Source organism: Vibrio sp. 970, from assembly GCF_033339075.1.
In genome coordinates this window covers 110,023-131,898 of the sequence record NZ_JAWOTW010000010.1, presented here as the reverse complement: position 1 = coordinate 131,898, position 21,876 = coordinate 110,023, and the positions used below count along the sequence as shown (strand labels likewise).

Genomic DNA, 21,876 nt, shown 5'->3' with positions numbered 1-21,876 from the left:
CTTTTTGAGGAGACAATGTCGTGAAACTATTTTTTGCCTCAGACCTGCATGGCTCTTTGCCAGCAACTAAAGAAACCATTGAGCTATTTCTGGCCTCTGGTGCGCACCACCTGATTTTGCTAGGAGATACGCTAAACCATGGGCCGCGAAACCCTATTCCGGAAGGCTACAACCCTCCACAGGTAGCAGACTTATTGAACCAATACAGTGATCAAATTATTTCTGTACGTGGCAACTGTGATAGTGAAGTGGACCAAATGCTATTGAAGTTTCCAATGATGATGGATTACTCATGGGTGCTACTTGAATCTGGCAAGAGAATCTTTTTGACTCATGGTCACTTGTACAACTCTGAAAAACGGCCGCCACTGCGCGAAGGTGATATCATCGCCCACGGGCATACACATGTTCCCGTCGCAGAGATGCAAGATGGAGCCATTATATTCAACCCAGGCTCGATGACATTCCCACGTAATGGCTTACCGAGAAGCTTTGGTACTCTAGAAGACAATAAGCTAACGGTAAAAACGCCAGAAGGCGAAGTATTAGCACAAACCATGATTTAACGGTTTTACTAAGTAAAAAAATAGGGAGCGAATTGCTCCCTATTTTGTGTCTGAATGTCCTAAATCGCGTTCTGGGTCGATAATGTCTCTAACGCGCTGTTTTAGCACCTTGGCTTCAGGAAAGCCGCTGTCTTTTTTCCGTTCCCAAATTTGCTGGCCATTACAGAAAATTTCGAAGCGACCACCTGTGTCTGGGTGTAAGCTGATTGTTTCTATTTCTTCACTAAAAGTATGCAGTAATTCTTGCGATAGCCAAGTTGAACGCAACATCCAGTTGCACTGGCGGCAGTAATAAATATCAATGATTGCTTTATCCATGAAACTTTCCTTTTAATCTTTTTAAACCAGCAACTTGATGCCCACCGCAAACGTGAGAATTTCGAATGCAACTTTAATCACTCTGTTACTGTATCGAGTCGCGGCCCATGCGCCTAAACTGCCGCCTAGAAAAGAGCTTAACAATAAAACAGGTAACCAAGCCCAGTGAATAGGCGCCCCTGCCTGTACGACGGCAATGCCTCCAATGCAATTCCAAAACAGGCCGACACAAATCATGGTGTAAGCAACGGCTTGTTTGTAGTCGTAACCAAACCAGCGCACCAAAAATAGTGTCACGAGCAAACCAGAACCTGCGGTAAGAGATCCGTTAATGATGCCGATAAACAGTAAGCCAATTCCACCAATAACCCAACCAATAGGATGACGGTTGCGTATTACTTCAGCTTGGCCTAGCGATGTCTTAAGTCGCGAGTAGATACCCAGCGCTAGGATCATCGTGCCGAGCATCTTTTCCGCGATACCATCAGGGATCTGTACAATTAAGTTAGCCCCTAAAATCACGCCAATACTGCCGGACAAGATAAGGTAGAGCGCGACTTTCCATTTAATAGTGCCTGATCTTAAATGCGTGCTTGCTGCGCCTAAGCCTAAAGCGACCGAAGCCACCTTATGTGTGCCTAGCGCAACGGAGAACGGTAAGCCGAGAAAGATGAGTAAAGGGAATTGAAGCAAGCCTGCTCCGCCACCGGAAAGTGAAGCCAGCGTGTTGGCGATTAGTGAACCGAAAAAGAGAGTAGTGGTATCTAGCCAATCCATAAGCAAAACAAAGGGGGCGTCTTGCCCCCTTATCATCCAATCAAAATTAGTTTTTAAACAGTACCGAAGAACCGTGGTTCAAGCTAGTGAGCAATAGTGTTTTTTCGTTCACGACGTCAATACGACGACTTTGCTCCGCATCTAGCTTAAAAATTTGAGTAATTAAACGTAGCTGTGCTTCGGAAAAGTCTTTTGATTGAGAAGATGAAATATCTTTAAACTCCGAAGGCGAGACCAACAAATAGTTGTCACTTACTTCCCAGCGGCCTTTTTCCGAGATATTTATCGTTGATTCTGCGGTTGAACCTTGAGCGAATAGTTTTATATTTGCTACGCGAATATAGTCACCATTAGGGAGATATTTCACGTTTGATTCAACATTAACTCGGCGTAGTGGGCCGACAGTATCGTCAGGCAAGCTGTCTGTAATGACTGTCACCATGGTCGACTGCCATTCGTTTGCTGTGAGGAGCTGCTCCACTTTTAGGTCACTTCCCCAATACAACCAACTACTGAAAAGAACGGATACGGCCAAAACCGCAGATGCTAATTTAATCTTCATATTGGCCTCCTTTATTTGCAGATGTCTGTTGGATCGTTTTGACCTGCGAAAATACGCAGTGTTACGTTCTCGTAAGAGTGGTTACTGTCATGAATGTAGTTCAGAATCAGCTGGTTATTTTGTCCACCAGTGGCAATCACTTCAACTGGCAACGAGTCTTCTGCATGGTGCTGCACGTAGCGCTCAATGCATTGCTCTATTGAGGGCAACCAGTTGTTGATTTGAGGGTGATTTACAGGTGTCATCACCGGTACATTTTGATACTCACCAATCTGACGGAATTGGGATTCCGCTGGGTTCGTGAATAACAATACGCAAACAGGAAGCAGCAGAGATAAAAAGATAATGACACGCGGTAGCCAGTTAATCGTGTTAGATGCTGGCTTCGGCTGAGTTTTAGTCGGCTCTACTTGAGGCTCAAGATCAGCAGTAGTATCGGTCACTATCTCTGTTGGTGGTGTATCGCTCGCTTCTAACTCCACTGCTGGCGCTTCGTGTTCAGAAGCGCTTTCTTCAACGTCAGTGTTAGAGTCAGTAGAAAATGGGCTCAAGCGTTCCACTGAACAAATGAGTTGGTAGCCACGTTTAGGTACCGTTTTAACAAACTCTGGAGATTTTGTTGAATCCTTCAACATCTTACGCAGAGTAGAAATCGCTTGAGTCAGGCTTGAGTCATCCACCTCAAAACCTTGCTCACGCCAAACAAACTCGTGAAGCTCGTTACGGGTTAAAACTTCGTTTGGTCTCTCTGCCAACATCAGAAGTATACGGCTTTCGTTGCTTCCTAATCGTACAACGTCGTTGCCGTTTTGTTGGTCAGCGAGCGAATTACTATTTGGATCAAAGGTGAACCTTTGAGCAAGTAGAAATTTGGTGCCAATGTTAGTCATTTAGTTCTTCTTAGATGGATGATGTTGTAATTATGGTGATTTATGTCACAAAATTACCGGGGCGCTTGGAGTGCGCACGACATTTTAGATGCTTTTAGACGGGTAGGATAATTAAAATTTTCTAAAAAAACACCGTTTTTAGCAATATTGACCTTGAATTTACATTTGTCAGCCACATGTTAAATGACATCTCGGTAAGGTGATTTCAAGGGGAAAGTCACAAACTTGTCCCTATGAAAAAGCCAATTAGTTTAGATGTTATGGAGCACACATGAGCGAAACCGTATCTCAAAATAAAGAAACTCGTGGTTTTCAATCAGAAGTAAAACAACTACTGCATTTAATGATCCATTCTCTTTATTCAAATAAAGAGATCTTTTTGCGCGAGCTGATCTCTAACGCATCAGATGCATCAGACAAACTGCGCTTTCAGGCGTTATCTAACCCAGATCTATACGAAGGTAATGCAGACCTTTGCGTGAAACTGTCGTTTGATGAAAGCGCAAATACCTTAACCATTTCTGATAACGGTATCGGTATGAGCCGTGGTGATGTGATTGAGCACTTAGGAACAATCGCAAAATCTGGTACAGCTGAGTTTTTCTCAAAGCTATCTGAAGAGCAGAGCAAAGACTCTCAGCTTATTGGTCAGTTTGGTGTTGGTTTCTACTCGGCATTTATCGTTGCTGACGCCGTTACCGTGCGCACTCGCGCTGCGGGTCTAGCCGCTGATGAAGCGGTACAATGGCACTCAGCGGGTGAAGGTGAGTACACCATCGAAAACATTACCAAAGAGTCACGTGGTACCGACATCATTCTTCATATGCGTGAAGAGGGTAAAGAGTTTTTGAATGAGTGGCGTCTACGTGACGTTATCAGTAAGTACTCTGATCACATCGGCATTCCTGTTTCAATCCAAACTGTCGTTCGTGATGACGAAGGCAAGGAAACAGATGAGAAAAAGTGGGAGCAAATCAACAAAGCCCAAGCACTGTGGACGCGTAACAAATCTGATATTTCAGAAGAAGAGTATCAAGAGTTCTACAAGCACGTATCACATGACTTTGCCGATCCATTGGTCTGGAGTCATAACCGTGTAGAAGGTAAAAACGACTACACGAGCTTACTATACATCCCATCGAAAGCACCTTGGGATATGATGAACCGCGACCACAAATCAGGCTTGAAACTGTACGTACAGCGCGTATTCATTATGGACGATGCAGAGCAATTTATGCCGTCATACTTACGCTTCGTACGTGGTTTAATAGACTCAAACGATTTACCGCTAAACGTATCGCGTGAGATCTTACAAGACAATAAAGTGACTCAGTCTCTACGTAATGCTTGTACTAAGCGCGTGCTAACGATGCTCGAGCGTATGGCCAAGAATGACGAAGAGAAATACCAATCATTCTGGAAAGAGTTTGGTCTTGTGATGAAAGAGGGCCCTGCGGAGGACTTTGCAAACAAAGAGAAAGTTGCAGGTTTATTGCGCTTTGCTTCAACTGAAGTGGACTCTTCTGAGCAAACTGTGGGCTTGGCGTCTTACGTTGAGCGCATGAAAGAAGGTCAAGATAAGATCTACTACTTGACGGCAGACAGCTATGCAGCTGCGAAAAACAGCCCTCACTTAGAACAGTTCAAAGCGAAAGGCATTGAAGTTATCTTGATGTACGACCGCATTGATGAGTGGCTGATGAACTACTTAACTGAGTTTGATGGTAAACAGTTCCAGTCAATCACTAAGGCTGGGCTTGATCTAAGTCAGTTTGAAGATGAAGCAGAAAAAGAGAAGCAAAAAGAAACCGAAGAAGAGTTCAAGTCGGTTGTAGAGCGCACGAAGTCTTACCTAGGCGATCGTGTGAAAGAAGTTCGTACGACCTTCAAACTCGCATCTACGCCTGCTGTTGTGGTAACGGACGATTACGAAATGGGCACTCAAATGGCGAAGCTTCTTGTGGCAGCTGGTCAAGCTGTGCCGGAAGTGAAATACATCTTTGAGCTAAACCCTGAGCACGAATTGGTTAAGCGTATGGCTGACGAAGCCGATGAAGAAGCGTTTGGTCGCTGGGTTGAAGTTCTGCTTGGTCAGGCAATGCTAGCGGAGCGAGGCTCTATTGAGGATCCAACAGAGTTCTTAGGAGCCGTTAATCAACTTTTGACTAAGGTGTAATAACCTCTGCAAATCAAAAAGCTCGCATTTCGCGAGCTTTTTGTTTGTTGTCGCAAAATTTTGCATCTCAAGTGCTGAGTTAATAATCAATAGAGCGTGAAAGAGGGTACTGTTAACATTCTTTAGTCTTAATACACTCTTTGCTCAGAGAACCTGTGATAGAATCTGCGACTTGAATGTGAGTAATAAGGCGTGTATTTTTGCTCGCCTATATACGTTATACCGAAACTTATCGTTGCAGGTGCTTCTCAGGTTTGATGTCTAAGAGGTCAGCTATTGTGAGCTTCGGTATAAATCTTAAATATTAAAGAGGATAAATCATGCGCATCATTCTTCTAGGTGCTCCAGGTGCAGGTAAAGGCACACAAGCAAACTTCATCATGGAAAAATACGGTATTCCACAAATCTCTACTGGTGATATGCTTCGTGCTGCTATCAAAGCAGGTACAGAGCTTGGTAAACAAGCTAAAGCTGTTATTGACGCTGGTCAGCTAGTTTCTGATGAAATCATCCTTGGTCTTATCAAAGAGCGTATCGCTCAAGAAGACTGTGCAAACGGTTTCCTACTAGATGGTTTCCCACGTACTATCCCTCAAGCTGACGGCCTAAAAGAAATGGGCGTAGACGTAGACTACGTTATCGAATTTGACGTTGCAGACGATGTGATTGTTGAGCGTATGGCTGGTCGTCGTGCTCACCTTCCTTCTGGTCGTACTTACCACGTGGTTTACAACCCGCCTAAAGTGGAAGGTAAAGATGATGTAACTGGTGAAGATCTTGTTGTTCGTGATGACGACAAAGAAGAAACAGTACGTGCTCGTCTAGGTGTTTACCACGAGCAAACTGCACCGCTAATCAACTACTACGGCAAAGAAGCTGAAGCAGGCAAGACTAAGTACCTTAAGTTTGATGGTACTAAGCAAGTAGCTGAAGTTAGTGCGGATATTGAGAAAGCACTATCTTAATTTGCTGAAGTCAAAAATTTAATATTTTGATATATTGAAAGCGGCCCAAGTGGTCGCTTTTTTTAGTTTACTCGTAAACATATATCTAATTAACTTCAGCTCGGCTATTCGTTACTTCGAGGTTACTTAAATATATGAACCAAGCCGTTTACCATGAATAGGATGTTATGAAAGAGAATAATAAACAGGGTGTACTCCTAGTTAACCTGGGAACTCCTGACGCACCAACCGCTCCTGCCGTAAAGCGCTTTTTAAGTCAGTTTCTTCATGATCACCGAGTGGTAGACATGACTCGATGGCTTTGGTGTCCACTATTGCACGGCGTTATCCTTCCTATCCGAGCTCCTAAAGTTGCCAAACTCTATCAATCAGTATGGATGGAAGAGGGCTCGCCGTTGATGGTGTACTCTCAACGCCAAACGGAAAAGTTAGCACAAAAGCTTGATATACCTGTAGAGCTTGGTATGACGTATGGTAACCCAAGTTTGCAATCAGGCTTTGAAGCCCTATTGGCGCAAGGCGTTGATGAAGTCATTGTTTTACCTTTGTATCCGCAATACTCGGGCACAACAACGGCAGCGGTTTCTGACGGAATCACTAAAGCATTTAAAAACCTGCCGGTGATGCCAGGCTTTAGCTTTATTCGTGATTATTACAATCACCCGAAATATATTGAAGCGTTAGCGCATTCAGTTCGTGAACATTGGCAAAAGAATGGTCAGGGAGATTACCTGCTGTGTTCTTATCATGGTATTCCAAAACGCTATGCTGACAATGGTGATGTTTACCCACAGCATTGTGAAGAGACGACTCGCTTGCTTGGGGAAGCGTTAGGTTTAAGCGAACAACAAATTGGCATGACGTATCAGTCCCGATTTGGGAGAGAAGAGTGGCTTCAACCTTATACCGATAAGACCCTAGAGGCACTTCCTGCAAAGGGTGTGAAAAATATTAATGTTGTGACCCCTGCATTTTCGTCAGATTGTTTAGAGACGTTGGAAGAGATCTCGGAAGAGTGTAAAGAGATTTTCCTTGAAGCTGGTGGAGAAAACTTTACCTACATCCCTTGTTTGAACGATAGTGAACTTCATATCGAGATGATGGTTGAGTTAGTTCAATCTAAACTTTAGATACAAAAAAGGGTCGCAATAGCGACCCTTTCTACGTTTAGTTGAGCGATCAAGCAACTTGTACTTGCTGCTCTTCTACTTGCTCTGCCGTGCTGTGCGTATTTTCAGCGCCATGCATCCAGCGAACGAGTGTATTAGAGAATAGGAGCAAAATTACGCCACTTACGGTTGCGCTGACCGCAATACCACTAAAGATAGCCATAGCGCCTAACTCGCCTACGTGAGAGCCCACATAGCCCGCAACATAGTTAGCAATCGCATTACAGCCAAACCATGCACCCATCATAAGTGAAGCTAAGCGAAGCGGTGCTAATTTAGTCACCAATGAAAGACCAATTGGTGATAAACACAGCTCGCCTAATGTGTGGAAGAAGAAAGCGCCGACCAACCATAACATCGATGTTTTTACTGTTGTATCTCCACCTTGTTCTAGCACTGCGCCAACCATACAAAGGAAACCAATCGCCAAGAAAAATAGTGCCATCGCAAATTTCACTGGCGAAGTAGGTTCACGTTTACCCAATTTTACCCAAAGGACAGCCAGAACTGGCGCTAGAGTAATAATGAAAAATGGGTTTAGTGATTGGAACCACGCAGCAGGAACTTCGAAACCACCAATCATGCGATCAGTATATTGTTGAGTGTAGATGTTCATCAGGCCACCTGCTTGTTCAAAGCCTGCCCAGAAGACAATAGTGAATAAGCTCATGACCAGAATTACTTTTAGTCGATTCACTTCTTCTTTGGTGAGTGGCTGCTTCGTGGTGGCGTTTTTGTTATTTAGATCTCGTTTCGCCGCTGGTTCGCGACCAATATCACCAAGCCATGATTGAGCCAGTACCATTTGCATCACTAGGCTAACCAGCATACCCACACCAGCGGCAACAAAGCCTGCTTTCCAACCGTAAGAGGTTGTCACAGAGCCAGAAACGACGCCGGCAAGTAATGCACCTAAGTTGATACCCATATAAAAGATAGTGAATGCGCCGTCACGACGGTTGTCACCTTCTTGATAAAGGTCGCCAACCATGGTTGAGATATTTGGCTTAAAGAGACCGTTACCAGTGATAAGTAGGCCAAGACCTAAATAGAAACTGTGTAGCGAACCAATACCTAAAGCATCAGCAGGAAGTGCAAGAGTAAACTGGCCGATGGCCATTAACGCGCCACCAAGCAAAATTGAGCGACGTTGACCTAAATAGTTATCTGCTAGGTAACCACCGATAAGAGGCGTGATATACACAAGCCCTGTGTATATGCCGTATAGGTCTAATGCGTCTTTGGTTGACCAGCCAAGGCCGCCATTCATTGTTGTATCAGTAAGGTAAAGCACGAGAATGGCACGCATTGCGTAGTAAGAAAAGCGTTCCCACAGTTCAGTACCGAACAATAAGAACAGGCCACGTGGATGACCAAAATATTGATGTTGGTTTGACATAAGCTCTTCTAATAATAGTTATTACATTTTTTAACGACTTCTACGTATACAATGCAATTCAACGAGTGACAAATAATAAAATTTTGCCATTCAACTATTTTTGTTTGTTAAGTGGCTGTTTTTGGTTGGATTTGCAGATTATATGATGGTGTATTGGTTGTGTTACAAACTTAATTTCCATTTTTGCCTATGGACTTCTTTATCGTAAGTTGCTGAAAAATTTCGTTAATGCGAGCGATGTATAATCATACTTTTATAGATAAACTGAATATCAATGACTCAACTTTGGCTTAATGCTAGGATAAAAACAAAATAGAATTGGCTAGTAAAAAGATGAAACGTTGGTATCTACTTTATTGTAAACGTGGGGAGCAGGTTAGGGCGAAACAACACCTTGAAAACCAAGGTGTAGAGTGCTTTTATCCAACTGTAGAAGTTGAGAAGATTTTGCGCGGTAAAAGACAAAAAGTCGAGGAACCGCTGTTTCCTTGTTACGTATTCGCTTACTTTGATTATGAGCAAGGGCCAAACTTCACCTCAGTCCGCTCTACTCGAGGTGTTGTTGACTTTGTGCGTTTTGGTGCTCAACCGAAAGAAGTTCAAGGTGACTTGGTCTTCGAATTGATGCAGCTAGAAAAGTGTTGTAATGACAATACCGTTTCTGAATGCATGCCAAAACCAGGCGATCAAATTAGAGTTAAAAGCGGTCAATTTGCGGGCATAGATGCCATCTTCCAAGAACAAGATGGTGAGAAACGCTCAATTATGCTAGTTCAGATGATCACCAAGCGTGTGCCTGTCAGCATAGACAATAGTGATTTAGATTTAAAATAGCCTAATTCCATCAAACATAAAAAGAGGTGCAAAAGCACCTCTTTTTGATCGTATCTAATTTTCTGTCTGTTTTAAAAGGGTTGGACGAACCGACCCTTATCTTTATCGTAGAGAATTAGTATGAGTCGTTGTGAACGGTCTGTACTGCACGACCTGATGGGTCAACACAGTTTTGGAACGATTCATCCCATTCAATCGCCTTCGCTGAAGAACACGCTACTGAAGGGCCTCCTGGTACACACTCTGCTGCTGATGGAAGTGGGAATAACTCTTCAAATATTTCACGGTACACGTAGCCTTCTTTTGTCGTTGGCGTGTTGTATGGGAATCGATATTGAGCTGTTTCCATCTGCTGGTCTGTCACTTTCTGTTCCGCTACTTCTTTCAGCGTATCGATCCAGCTGTAGCCAACGCCATCAGAGAATTGCTCTTTTTGACGCCATGCGATCGATTCTGGCAGGTAGTGCTCGAAGCACTCACGAAGGATGTGTTTCTCCATTTTACCGTTGCCACACATCTTGTCTGCTGGGTTCAAGCGCATTGCTACATCTATGAACTCTTTATCTAGGAAAGGTACGCGTCCTTCAACTCCCCATGCTGCCAGCGACTTGTTAGCACGAGCACAGTCGAACATGTTCAGAGCAAGCAGTTTACGCACTGTCTCCTCGTGGAACTCTTTCGCGTTTGGCGCCTTGTGGAAGTAAAGGTAGCCACCAAAGATTTCGTCAGCGCCCTCACCAGACAATACCATCTTGATACCCATCGCTTTGATCTTACGACCCATTAAGAACATAGGTGTTGATGCGCGGATAGTCGTCACGTCATACGTTTCAATGTGGTAAATCACGTCACGAATCGCGTCCAAACCTTCTTGAATCGTGTACGTCATTTCGTGGTGAACGGTACCAATTTGGTCGGCAACTTCGCGAGCTGCTTTCAGGTCAGGCGCGCCTTCTAGGCCAACAGCAAAAGAGTGCAGTTGAGGCCACCAAGCTTCAGACTTTTCATCATCTTCAATACGCATCGCTGCAAAGCGTTTTGCTACCGCAGATGTAATAGAAGAATCTAGACCGCCTGAAAGAAGTACACCGTAAGGCACGTCAGTCATTAGTTGGCGTTTAACAGCCGCTTCTAGCGCTTCCGTCAATTCTTCTTTGCTAGTGCTGTTACCTTGTACTGCTGCGTACTCGTTCCAGTCACGAACATAGTAACGTGTTGGCTGAGTATCTTTAGAGCTGTAGTAGCTACCAGGAGGGAATTCACTTACTGTTTTACATACTGGAACAAGAGCCTTCATCTCTGATGCCACATAGTAGTTACCATGCTCATCGTGACCTTGATAAAGAGGGATAATACCAATATGGTCACGGCCGACTAAATACTCATCTTTTTCTTCGTCGTAGAGCACAAAAGCGAAAATACCGTTTAGTTCTTCAAGGAGATCTGCACCCATATCTTGGTAAAGTGCAAGAATGACTTCACAGTCTGAATCGGTTTGAAATTCGTACTTTCCTTCGTAACGAGCACGAATTTCTTTATGGTTGTAGATTTCACCATTGACGGCAAGGATGAGCTTCTTATCAGGGCTGTATAGCGGCTGTGCACCACTATTTAGACCAACAATCGCCAAGCGCTCGTGCGCTAAAATAGCACGCTCTGAAGAGTAAATCCCAGACCAGTCTGGGCCACGGTGACGAAGTTTTTTCGACATCTCTAATGCGATAGGGCGCAATGCGGCTGCATCGCTTTTAATGTCTAAAATGCCAAATACTGAACACATACTACATCCTTACTAAACTAAACAATTTCTAATCGGTATGGTTTAAATTTGCCATTACTAATAAAAAAAGCAACGTTTTGTGATTAAAAAAATGATAAAAGGCCTTGTTGTATGGAAAATATTTAACTAAACCGTTGTTTTGGTGAATGAGATCAAGGTTTGGTATAAAAACTATACAAAAAAGGCTTCCTATCAATAGAAAGCCTTCCGAAAAATATCAGTGCTGTTGCTTATTTAATTGGTGTGAATTTAGGTTGAAGTTGTTTACAGACGTGTCGAGCAAAACCGCTACCAGCTTCACTATAAATATTGAATGCTGCGTCAACGCCATTTTCAAGTAAGCCTTCCAATTGATCTGGGTATTCGGCTATAGCGGCAATTTGCCCCTTATATTTTCTGCGTTTAAGCTGCTCAAGTGCTGTTTGGTTACCTTGATGATGTGGCATTGCAAGCAGAACCAGTTTTACATGACCTGTATCTAAAATTCGCTCCCAGAAATCCGGGTCGGTGGCATCACCAGAAATCACATTTCTTCCTTCTGAACGATGATGATGTGCAGCGTCTTCACGAATTTCTATACCCAATGAAATTTTGCCATAGCGTGAACGTAGCTCATCATAAGCGCCCGTTCCAATACGCCCCATACCTAAGATCAATACTTGGGCATGACCTGGGTTGATGAGTTGGTCGCGTTGATTGAGCTTTTCTACCGCTGTCTCTTGCAGCCACTTACCTGAATGTTGATAAATTTTATGGCTAAGGCGGTTAAGTGGCGCGGAAATTACAAAGGATACCGACACCGCAACCGCAATCGCAGCAAGCATATCACTTGGCATCCAGCCCATTTTATAGGCCAACCCAGCAACAATAAGACCAAACTCACTGTAGTTAAATAGTGATAAAGAGGCGAGCAAAGAGGTACGTACTCGAAACTTAAAATGATTAATAGTGACGAAGTACAAGAGTCCTTTGATTGGTAGCAGTAAGATAAATAGCAGGGCGAGAACGACGCCATTCACGCTCAATGAGGCGGATAAACCAATGTTCAAAAAGAAGCAGACTAAAAAGAGCTCCTTCATATTGAATAATGACTTGGATAGTTCTGAGGCTTTTGGGTGACCTGCGAGTAGCATGCCTAAAATTAGCGCGCCCAAGTCTGGTTTCATCCCGACCAACTCGAATAGCCCAGCACCGACAACAAGCGCGAAGAAAATACCGAATAGCACCAGCATTTCGCCGTGGCCAACTTTATCGAGCAGCTTATAGAATAGGGAACGAAGGAAAGGCAGTGCGAACAAACCGATGGCATACCATTCTGGGACTTTTCCGGTTGAAGCAGTCAGGAATACTACGGCAAAAATATCTTGCATAACCAAGATACCGATCGCGAGTGTGCCGTAGGTCGCGTTCATTTCGCCTTTTTCTTGCAATGCTTTTACGGCAAAAACGGTACTAGAGAACGATAGTGCAAAAGCTAAAAGCAGGATTTGGCTGCCGTCCATACTGGCTAGCGAAGTCAAGCCCAGTAGTTTTAAGCCGGATAACGCTAGGGCAAAAAAAGCGGTAGAGAGTATGTTGTGGGCGGTTGCCCCTCCCCATATTTCTTTGGACAGCAGGGTTTTTACATCGAGTTTGAGTCCAATAGTAAACAGAAGAAGAGTAACACCAAGATCTGCGAGAGTGACAATAACGTCATTGCTTTGGTAACCAAATGCATGCAAGCCAAATCCAGCTAGTAGAAAACCAACGAGGGGAGGGAGGCTGCATTTAAGCGCAATAAAACCAGCTAAAAAAGCGGCTGTAATTAGAATAATTTCCATACTGTTGAGCTGTATTCCTGATATACAAAAACGGGCTGTGAAAACACAGCCCGAGATTGTAACTCAATTGGTTGTATAAACTTAGTCTTCCAGTAACTTTTGTAACAAAACTCCGTTTAGCATAGCGCGTTTAATCATCGCAAATGCGCCCATCGTTGGCTGCTTATCAATGTGAGAAGCCACGATAGGGAGGTCGTTATGGAAAGTTTTAAGAGATTGATTCTCTACGTTGCGTTGAATTGCAGGGAAAACAATATCTTGTGCTGCAGTAATATCGCCAGCAATTACAATTTTCTGTGGATTAAATAAGTTAACCGTAATCGCAATCGCTTTACCTAGCTGGTTGCCCACTCGCACTAAACTCTGTTTCGCAAGTTCATCGCCATTCACTGCGTGCTGACATACCGCTTCAATTGTGATGTTTTCAAGGTCGGTTAAGCTTGATTCGTATCCTTGAGTAATCAGTTGCTTCACTCGTTGAATAATCGCTGGGTTTGCAGCTACGGTTTCTAAACAGCCAAAGTTTCCACATTGGCATTGCTCACCAAGCGGGTCAATTTGGATATGACCAATTTCACCGACGTTGCGGTTAAAACCAAGAAAAACCTGGCCGTTAACGATAATACCTGCGCCAGTACCGCGATGGACGCTAACCAAAATAGAATCCTGGCAGTCTTGGCTTGCTCCAAAGTAGTGCTCAGCCAACGCCATGCCACGTACGTCGTTGCCAACAAAGCATGCTGTATTAAACTTCTCTCCAACAATTTCACCGAGAGCAAGATTATCGATATCGGTATTAGGCATGTATTCGACCACGCCAGTTGTTGGGTTAACAAGGCCCGGTAAAGTGATGCCGATAGCGATGAGTTGATCAATTTTGTCTTCGCAACGGCTTACGAAATCTTTTAATAAATCGATAAGTCCTGCGATTAAGTCTGCTTGGTTAGTGTAGTGCAGTTCATGCTGATCTTCTGCCAGCGCGGTACCACCTAAATCGTATAAACTGAACTGTACGTAATCTCGACCTAAGCGAACGGCAATCGAATGAAAAGGTTTGACTTCAGTAGTCAAAGAGATCGCACGACGACCACCAGTTGAAGCTTGTTGGGCGACCTCCTTAATAAGGCCGCGCTCTAAAAGTTGGCGGGTTATTTTGGTAACACTAGCAGGCGCGAGCTGACTCACGTCCGCGACTTGAATACGGGAGATAGGACCTTGCTGATCAATCAGCCTATATACCGCAGCGCTGTTAAGCTGTTTTACTAAATCTACATTACCAATCTGTCCGCCATTCATGCTTAATTTTGCTCGTATTGTCCGTTAACAACCGTCGCTTTTACTTTAAAGTCACGATCGAAAATAGTCAGGTTTGCAACCATCCCTTTTCGAACTCGGCCAAGGCGATCCTCAACACCAATTGCTGTTGCTGGGTATAACGTGGCCATTCGTAGAGCTTCGTCTAAAGCGATCCCCGCGTGCTCAACTGAATTCTGAACTGCTTCAATCATTGTCAAAGCTGAGCCGCCTAGCGTGCCATTTTCATCAACACACTTACCATCTCGGTAATATACTTTCTTACCGACAAAAATAAAGTGATCAATGTTAGCACCTGCTGGAGCTGTGGCATCCGTCACCAAAACAAGCTTTTCACCTTTGATTTTATGAGCAATTCGGATGTTTGCGTAGTCGACGTGAAAACCATCAGCAATAATGCCAGCGTATACGTCAGGAGTATCGTAAATTGCACCAACAACTCCTGGTTCACGACCAACCATTGGTGTCATTGCATTAAAGAGGTGTGTAGCAAAAGTAATGCCTGCTTCAAAGCTTTTACGTGCTTCGGTGTAGGTTGCATTTGTGTGGCCAATTGAAACCACGATGCCAGCAGCCTTTAATCGCGCAATATGCTCTGGGTCGTTATGCTCAGGTGCTAGTGTTACTTTCGCTACGATATCGGCGTTTGCGCAGATAAGGTCGATCATGCTTTCGTCTGATGGGCGAATAAAATCGACGTTATGGATGCCTTTTTTCGCGACGTTAAGGTAAGGACCTTCGAGGTGTAAACCAAGCGATTGATTTTGATACTTGTTGTGGTACTCACGAGCTGCGGCAATTGCAGTTCGCATATCTTCATCAGATGACGTAATGAGTGTTGGCAGGAAGCTAGTACAGCCAGATTTGAGGTTTGCCTGGTGCATGATTTGCATGGTTTCAGGGGTAATTGCATCGTTTAGCATTACACCGCCACAACCGTTCAACTGCAGATCGATAAAGCCTGGACTTAGACTAGCGCCTGCAAGGTCTTTTAGTTCGATGCTTTGAGGTAGCTCAGAAACCGGCACAATAGATTGAATAAGATCGTTTTCGATGATGACCGCATGATCGGTAAGAACATCACTACCGGTATAAATTTTACAGTTACTTAGCGCGTACATAGTCAGCTAGTCCTTATAGATGAGAATTCAATTTCTATATCGTTATCTAAGTAGAGACTGCTTCAGTCATATGGGTACTTAGTTTGTATCACTGAATTAGATAACGAGTCACATACAGCAAGTCGCGTTTTATCGATGTTATTGTCATAGTAACTAACTGAAAAGTAATAATTGTATGGTTTTTTATGATTCTTTTTCAGAGCAAAGTTACAGTGATTTACCCGCCTAGATACCAAAATAACACTGATTCTGCCTTGCATAAAGTGCGAGAATATTATCTTTAAAACGCCATTTTTTCGTATAATAAAATAAGTTTTATGATCTCGCTAGCAAAAACCTTCCGAAAGGGCAAATTGTGGTGATTATGATCACAAACGGTGAGCTTTTAATTTGCGGAGCAAAATTAATATCATAAACTTAGGATGACTAAATTGGACGGCTGAAATAAGTCATTCAACATAACATCTAATCCTATAGGGGGAACTTAAGGTGAACATTCTCGGATACTTCCAGAAGGTGGGTAAGGCGCTTATGGTGCCGGTTGCCACACTTCCTGCAGCAGCAATACTCATGGGTATTGGCTACTGGATCGACCCAAATGGCTGGGGCGCAAACAGTGCACTTGCTGCATTTCTTATTAAAGCTGGTGCAGCGATCATTGACAACATGTCAGTATTGTTCGCTGTTGGTGTTGCTTATGGAATGTCTAAAGACAAAGATGGCGCCGCTGCACTTTCGGGTTTCGTGGGCTTCTTAGTTGTCACAACGCTTTTGGCCCCTGGCGCAGTATCACAAATTCAAGGCATTGACCCAAGTGAAGTACCTGCTGCATTTGGTAAAATCAATAACCAGTTCGTAGGTATCTTGGTTGGTATTGTTTCTGCTGAGTTGTACAACCGTTTTTCTCACGTAGAGCTGCACAAAGCACTGGCGTTTTTCTCTGGTAAGCGTCTTGTACCTATCCTAACGTCTTTTGCTGGTATCGTTATTGCGTTCATCCTGATGTACGTTTGGCCATCAGTTTACGGCGGTCTGGTCAGTTTTGGCGAAAGCATTCAAGGTATGGGTGAAGCAGGTGCAGGTGTTTACGCATTCTTCAACCGTCTTCTAATTCCTGTTGGTCTGCACCATGCACTAAACTCAGTGTTCTGGTTTGATGTTGCTGGTATTAATGACATTCCAAACTTCCTTGGCGGTGCGAAATCATTAGCTGAAGGCACGGCAACGGTAGGTGTTACGGGGATGTACCAAGCGGGCTTCTTCCCAATCATGATGTTTGGTTTACCAGGCGCTGCTCTAGCGATGTACCATACTGCGAAATCAAAGAATAAAGAGAAAGTGGCATCTATCATGATTGCAGCTGCGTTTGCTTCATTCTTTACAGGTGTAACAGAACCACTTGAATTTGCATTCATGTTCCTTGCTCCAGGACTGTACGTTCTTCACGCAGCGCTGACTGGTCTATCAGTTTATATCGCGGCATCAATGCAGTGGATTGCAGGTTTCGGTTTCTCTGCTGGTTTAGTCGACTTAGTATTGTCGACTCGTAACCCGCTAGCGGTAAATTGGTACATGCTCATTGTACAAGGTCTTGGTTTCTTTGCGGTTTACTACTTCGTGTTCCGTACCGTGATTGTTAAGTTTGGCCTTAAAACACCGGGACGTGAAGATGATGAAGAAGCTTCATCTAACGTGGCTGGATCAAGCAATTCTTCAGAGCTTGCTCGTCAGTACTTGAAAGCACTTGGCGGTCATGACAACCTAAGTTCTATCGATGCCTGTATTACTCGTTTGCGCCTTTCTGTGAAAGATATGAGCGTTATCAATGAGAAAACTCTGAAAGATCTTGGAGCTATGGGAGTTGTGAAGCTAGGTACAAACAACCTACAAGTTATCCTTGGTCCACTAGCAGAGATTGTTGCTGGTGAGATGAAGAATGTATCTAAAGATGAAGACTTAAGTGGTGTTCAGTTACCAGCTTAACTGTTTAATAGTGGTGCGATTGTTTGTTATTGGTATTGCAAACAATTGATACTACAACATCGCAAAAGGCCTCCGCAGGAGGCCTTTTTTCGTTTAGGCCCTTTGAATCTGCTTTGCTTTCACGCCAACTCGATAAATATTGTCGTTTTAGAGCGAGTTCTTGTTGTCTAATTGCTTAGAATTGTGGATCATTAGGAACAATGTACTCTGTGAAACCATACTTGGATACAGGGTTCCGTTTTCTCTGACAATACTAATATTTTTGAGGTGCTATAGATGAGTGAAGCTGATGCTCGTCCATCAAACTTTATTCGCCAGATCATTGATAAAGATCTAGCGGATGGTAAACACACTAGCGTGCATACTCGATTCCCGCCGGAGCCAAATGGCTACCTGCATATCGGTCATGCTAAGTCTATCTGTTTGAACTTCGGTATTGCTCAGGACTACCAGGGTCAATGTAATCTGCGTTTCGACGATACAAACCCTGAAAAAGAAGACATCGAATACGTTGAGTCTATCAAGAAAGATGTAAACTGGTTGGGCTTTGAGTGGAGTGGTGAAGTATGTTACTCATCAAACTACTTCGATAAGCTTTACGAATATGCAATTGAATTGATTAACAAAGGCTTAGCGTACGTAGATGAGCTAAGTCCAGAGCAAATTCGTGAATACCGCGGCACACTAAAGGCGCCAGGTAAACCAAGTCCATACCGTGACCGTTCTGTTGAAGAGAACTTGGCGTTGTTTGAAAAAATGCGCGCTGGTGAATTTGAAGAAGGTAAAGCGTGTCTTCGTGCTAAAATCGACATGGGTTCTTCATTCATGGTCATGCGCGATCCAGTTTTATACCGTGTGCGTTTTGCTACGCACCACCAAACTGGTGATAAGTGGTGCATTTACCCAATGTACGACTTTACGCACTGTATTTCTGATGCATTAGAAGGCATTACGCACTCTATTTGTACGCTTGAATTCATGGATAACCGTCGTCTGTACGATTGGGTTCTAGACAACATCACGATCGAAAGCCGTCCACATCAATACGAGTTCAGTCGTTTAAACCTTGAATATACAGTGATGTCTAAGCGTAAGCTTAACCAGCTAGTTACTGAAAAACTGGTTAATGGTTGGGATGATCCACGTATGCCGACTGTCTCAGGTCTGCGTCGTCGTGGCTTCACACCTGCATCTATTCGTGAGTTTTGTAAGCGTATTGGTGTAACGAAGCAAGAAAATATGATCGAGTTTAGTTCATTAGAATCTTGTATTCGTGATGACCTAAACGAGAACGCTCCGCGTGCAATGGCTGTACTGGATCCTGTTAAAGTTGTTATCGAAAACTTTGAAGCAGGCGCAGTAGAAAACTTGACAGTTGCCAACCACCCAAATAAACCAGAAATGGGCGTGCGTGAAGTGCCATTCACGCGTGAATTGTGGATTGAGCGTGAAGACTTCCGTGAAGAAGCGAACAAAAAGTACAAGCGTTTAGTGCTAGGTAAAGAAGTTCGTTTACGTGGTGCTTACGTGATCAAAGCTGAGCGCGTTGAAAAAGATGCCGAAGGCAACATCACAACGATCTTCTGCTCTTACGATGCAGATACGCTAGGTAAAAACCCAGCAGATGGTCGTAAAGTGAAAGGCGTTATTCATTGGGTGTCAGCTGATAAAGCTCTTCCAGCGGAAATTCGGCTGTACGATCGTTTATTTACGGTGCCAAACCCAGGCGCAGCGGAAGATTTTGCTTCTACTATCAACCCTGAATCATTAGTTGTGATCAATGGCTTCGTCGAGCCTAGCCTAGCTTCTGCAGAAGCAGAAAAAGGTTACCAGTTTGAACGTATGGGTTACTTCTGTGCAGACTCGAAAGACTCTTCAGCAGATAATCTAGTATTCAACCGCACGGTTGGTCTACGTGATACCTGGGCGAAAATTGAGAATCAATAATCTCAATTAATGCTGAGAACGATGAAAAAATGCCAGCAAACGCTGGCATTTTTTATACCTAATCCCACAGAGTGCTATATAGATGTGCAAAACTGTGGAGAAAAAAGATGGGTGTTTAGTAGCTTTTGTTCTGTAACCAAAGTACTGACGTCTAAGGTACTGACTTCTAGAAACAAAAAACGCCAGCATGTGCTGACGTTTACTTTTTAAATTAACAAACCCTTATTTTTTCGGTTTGTGTGCATCTGGATTGTCTTTACAACCACCATCGCTACACTTGCCGTACAAGTATAAGCTGTGGTTTGTTAGTGTGACATTGTACTTAGCTGCAATCTCTTTTTGACGTTCTTCAATAAGATCGTCAGAAAATTCAATTACCTCACCACAGTCTAGGCACACTAGGTGGTCGTGGTGATGTTGAGTCGATAATTCGAAGACTGACTTTCCACCTTCAAAGTGGTGACGAGTTACAATACCAGCATCGTCGAACTGGTTTAGAACTCGGTAAACAGTTGCTAGGCCAATTTCTTCACCTAGATCAATCAACTTTTTGTACAAATCTTCAGCACTGATGTGCTGGCAGTCTGGCTGCTGAAGTACTTCTAGAATTTTTAGCCTCGGAAGGGTTACTTTTAAACCCGCATCCTTCAGCGCCTGATTATTATCTGACATATACTTTCCCGTTGGATCATCTGCAGCGATTTAACAGAATTCAATCTTCCTACCATTATAGGATAAGCGTTCGGAACATTAAACCACGAACTTCAAAGGGTTAATAGAATCTTTTTGTAAATTAGAAGCAGGTCCATTATATTACAGCTCTGACCAGTTACAATTGTGTAACATTAAGCTTGGAGAGGGCAGGGATAGCGATGAATAGGCGACTAGCGAAGATATACAAACCAGGAATTGTAAAGTTCGCACTCAATATTTGGCCTCCTTTTTGGGGGGCGGGTATTAAAATCTTACATATTTCTCAAGACTTCCGTACTGTAAAGGTACGTTTAAAGCTTCGCTGGTGGAATAAAAATGCCAATCGCACCCAATATGGCGGCAGTATTTTCTCTTTAACTGATCCTATTTACTCGTTGATGCTGATGGGGATTCTACGAGAGGAATATTATGTGTGGGATAAAGAGGCAAGCATTAACTTTATTAAGCCGGGGCAAAGTGATTTGTTTGCAGAATTTGAGGTCACTGAAGGGATGCTGGAAAACATTTATCAAATGACACGGAATGGAGAAAAGTGTTTTCCTGAGTTTATTACTCATGTAAAAGATAAACAGGGGAATGTGGTTTCAGAGGTTCAACGCAAGCTTTATGTAAGAAAGAAACCTCAGTATCGCGAAGAGGAAGTACTTACCGATGCTGTGTGACAATACATACAAAAAGACCTCCAAGTGGAGGTCTTTGCATCATTCAATTTGATTAGCCTTCTAGCTCAGCTAAACACATCTCTTCATAGATCTGTTTAACCCAGCTTTCAACACGCTCGTCAGTCAATTCTGGTTGGCGGTCTTCATCAATACATAGACCTACGAATTGGCTTTCGTCACCTTCAACAAGTGCTTTAGACGCTTCAAATTCGTAGCCTTCTGTCGAGGTATGGCCAAGAATTGTGCCGCCTTTAGATTCAACGATATCACGGACTGTGCCCATCGCGTCACAGAAGTATTCTGCGTAGTCTTCTTGGTCGCCACAGCCAAAGATAGCCACTAGCTTAGTAGAGAAGTCGATTTGCTCAAGTTCAGGGAAGAAGTCATCCCAATCACATTGTGCTTCGCCGTAGTACCAAGTTGGGATACCTAGAAGAAGAAGATCGAAGTTATCAATGTCTTCTTTGCTGCTTTTCGCGATGTCTTGAACGTGAACCAGATGTTTACCTAGTTGCTTTTGAATCATCTTTGCAACGGCTTCAGTATTACCTGTGTCGCTACCGAAGAAGATACCTACACTTGCCATAGAGTCTATACCTTTACATTGTTTGTTATTGGCGATGCCACTAAGGGTTTAACCTAACCCTGAGCCTTCCCAAGTTAGCTGAATTACACCTTTTGCAATAAAGCCAGCACAGCCTAGGAAAAGGACTAACCACACAATACGACGACCAAAAACAGGTACATTGCCTTGCTTTAGCACATCTTTTATCGCCATCCCGATGAAAAAAAAGATAGCAGCAAAAAGAAGATCGAGCCCAATAGACTCGAGCATATCCATATAGTCGTAAAGCATTTTAGCCCTTCATGCCGAAAAAT

Annotated in this window: 20 protein-coding genes; 8 read left to right on the top strand and 12 right to left on the bottom strand. The window is 43.5% G+C overall.

The genetic code is table 11. The annotated features are described in order from the left end of the window. Positions 1-20: 20 nt before the first annotated feature. Positions 21-566 (top strand): phosphodiesterase, encoded by a 546-nt coding sequence (gene yfcE, locus R7Q11_RS15905; protein WP_017634822.1) that lies wholly within the window; start codon positions 21-23, stop codon positions 564-566. A 39-nt stretch (positions 567-605) separates the two neighbouring features. Here yfcE and R7Q11_RS15900 read toward each other — a convergent pair whose 3' ends face one another. The 4 genes from R7Q11_RS15900 to R7Q11_RS15885 are packed head-to-tail and all read right to left on the bottom strand — an operon-like array spanning position 606 to position 3,113. Further along, a complete protein-coding gene (locus tag R7Q11_RS15900) occupies positions 606-884 on the bottom strand; it encodes a SelT/SelW/SelH family protein (RefSeq protein ID WP_005382088.1) in 279 nt (92 codons plus the stop codon). A 21-nt stretch (positions 885-905) separates the two neighbouring features. Next, the gene (locus tag R7Q11_RS15895; protein WP_225466568.1) at positions 906-1,661 is read right to left on the bottom strand and encodes a sulfite exporter TauE/SafE family protein; all 756 of its coding nucleotides are present in this window, start codon (positions 1,659-1,661) and stop codon (positions 906-908) included. Between the two features lie 46 nt (positions 1,662-1,707). After that, positions 1,708-2,223 (bottom strand): transmembrane regulator ToxS, encoded by a 516-nt coding sequence (toxS, locus tag R7Q11_RS15890; protein ID WP_005382091.1) that lies wholly within the window; start codon positions 2,221-2,223, stop codon positions 1,708-1,710. A gap of 11 nt (positions 2,224-2,234) precedes the next feature. Continuing rightward, positions 2,235-3,113: a transcriptional regulator gene (locus R7Q11_RS15885; RefSeq protein ID WP_132936494.1), complete on the bottom strand. Its 879-nt coding sequence runs from the start codon at positions 3,111-3,113 to the stop codon at positions 2,235-2,237. Between the two features lie 271 nt (positions 3,114-3,384). On the opposite strand from R7Q11_RS15885, the gene htpG reads away from it, so the two are divergent. The 3 genes from htpG (at position 3,385) to hemH (ending at position 7,384) form a co-directional block, all read left to right on the top strand. After that, on the top strand, positions 3,385-5,289 hold the full coding sequence (htpG, locus tag R7Q11_RS15880; protein WP_132936495.1) for a molecular chaperone HtpG: 1,905 nt from the start codon (positions 3,385-3,387) through the stop codon (positions 5,287-5,289). Between the two features lie 320 nt (positions 5,290-5,609). Beyond that, entirely contained in the window at positions 5,610-6,254 is a 645-nt protein-coding gene (gene adk / locus R7Q11_RS15875; protein WP_005382094.1) for an adenylate kinase, read from the top strand. A 167-nt stretch (positions 6,255-6,421) separates the two neighbouring features. Further along, complete coding sequence (gene hemH, locus R7Q11_RS15870) at positions 6,422-7,384, top strand: ferrochelatase (RefSeq protein WP_213893637.1); 963 nt, start codon at positions 6,422-6,424, stop codon at positions 7,382-7,384. Between the two features lie 49 nt (positions 7,385-7,433). Here the strand turns inward: hemH and R7Q11_RS15865 are convergent, their stop codons facing one another. Further along, entirely contained in the window at positions 7,434-8,822 is a 1,389-nt protein-coding gene (locus tag R7Q11_RS15865) for a peptide MFS transporter (protein WP_005382097.1), read from the bottom strand. 333 nt (positions 8,823-9,155) lie between these two features. Here R7Q11_RS15865 and rfaH point away from each other — a divergent pair, with 333 nt between their 5' ends. Continuing rightward, positions 9,156-9,656, top strand: coding sequence for a transcription/translation regulatory transformer protein RfaH (rfaH, locus tag R7Q11_RS15860; RefSeq protein WP_005382098.1), 501 nt, complete (start codon positions 9,156-9,158; stop codon positions 9,654-9,656). 115 nt (positions 9,657-9,771) lie between these two features. Here rfaH and asnB read toward each other — a convergent pair whose 3' ends face one another. The 4 genes from asnB to nagA all read right to left on the bottom strand — a co-directional run bounded on the left by asnB (position 9,772) and on the right by nagA (position 15,691). Continuing rightward, on the bottom strand, positions 9,772-11,436 hold the full coding sequence (asnB, locus tag R7Q11_RS15855) for an asparagine synthase B (protein ID WP_005382100.1): 1,665 nt from the start codon (positions 11,434-11,436) through the stop codon (positions 9,772-9,774). Positions 11,437-11,666: 230 nt separating this feature from the next. After that, on the bottom strand, positions 11,667-13,256 hold the full coding sequence (locus R7Q11_RS15850; protein WP_203346040.1) for a cation:proton antiporter family protein: 1,590 nt from the start codon (positions 13,254-13,256) through the stop codon (positions 11,667-11,669). A gap of 81 nt (positions 13,257-13,337) precedes the next feature. Then, positions 13,338-14,552: a DNA-binding transcriptional regulator NagC gene (gene nagC, locus R7Q11_RS15845; RefSeq protein ID WP_225466567.1), complete on the bottom strand. Its 1,215-nt coding sequence runs from the start codon at positions 14,550-14,552 to the stop codon at positions 13,338-13,340. A gap of 2 nt (positions 14,553-14,554) precedes the next feature. After that, positions 14,555-15,691: an N-acetylglucosamine-6-phosphate deacetylase gene (gene nagA / locus R7Q11_RS15840; RefSeq protein WP_225466566.1), complete on the bottom strand. Its 1,137-nt coding sequence runs from the start codon at positions 15,689-15,691 to the stop codon at positions 14,555-14,557. A gap of 489 nt (positions 15,692-16,180) precedes the next feature. Here nagA and nagE point away from each other — a divergent pair, with 489 nt between their 5' ends. Next, positions 16,181-17,674: an N-acetylglucosamine-specific PTS transporter subunit IIBC gene (gene nagE / locus R7Q11_RS15835; RefSeq protein ID WP_005384985.1), complete on the top strand. Its 1,494-nt coding sequence runs from the start codon at positions 16,181-16,183 to the stop codon at positions 17,672-17,674. 276 nt (positions 17,675-17,950) lie between these two features. Next, positions 17,951-19,621 (top strand): glutamine--tRNA ligase, encoded by a 1,671-nt coding sequence (gene glnS, locus R7Q11_RS15830; RefSeq protein WP_005382124.1) that lies wholly within the window; start codon positions 17,951-17,953, stop codon positions 19,619-19,621. Between the two features lie 222 nt (positions 19,622-19,843). Here glnS and fcrX read toward each other — a convergent pair whose 3' ends face one another. Then, positions 19,844-20,293: a ferric iron uptake transcriptional regulator FcrX gene (fcrX, locus tag R7Q11_RS15825; RefSeq protein ID WP_005382141.1), complete on the bottom strand. Its 450-nt coding sequence runs from the start codon at positions 20,291-20,293 to the stop codon at positions 19,844-19,846. 200 nt (positions 20,294-20,493) lie between these two features. On the opposite strand from fcrX, the gene R7Q11_RS15820 reads away from it, so the two are divergent. Beyond that, positions 20,494-20,997, top strand: coding sequence for a DUF4442 domain-containing protein (locus R7Q11_RS15820; RefSeq protein ID WP_005382144.1), 504 nt, complete (start codon positions 20,494-20,496; stop codon positions 20,995-20,997). A 52-nt stretch (positions 20,998-21,049) separates the two neighbouring features. On the opposite strand, the gene fldA is transcribed toward R7Q11_RS15820, so the two are convergent. Both fldA and R7Q11_RS15810 read right to left on the bottom strand, forming a co-directional pair. Then, positions 21,050-21,583, bottom strand: a complete 534-nt coding sequence (gene fldA / locus R7Q11_RS15815) for a flavodoxin FldA (RefSeq protein ID WP_005382146.1) — start codon at positions 21,581-21,583, stop codon at positions 21,050-21,052. Positions 21,584-21,631: 48 nt separating this feature from the next. Beyond that, positions 21,632-21,853 carry a DUF2788 domain-containing protein gene (locus R7Q11_RS15810; RefSeq protein ID WP_005393038.1) on the bottom strand — a complete coding sequence of 74 codons (222 nt, stop codon included), beginning with the start codon at positions 21,851-21,853 and terminating at the stop codon, positions 21,632-21,634. Positions 21,854-21,876: the final 23 nt, after the last annotated feature.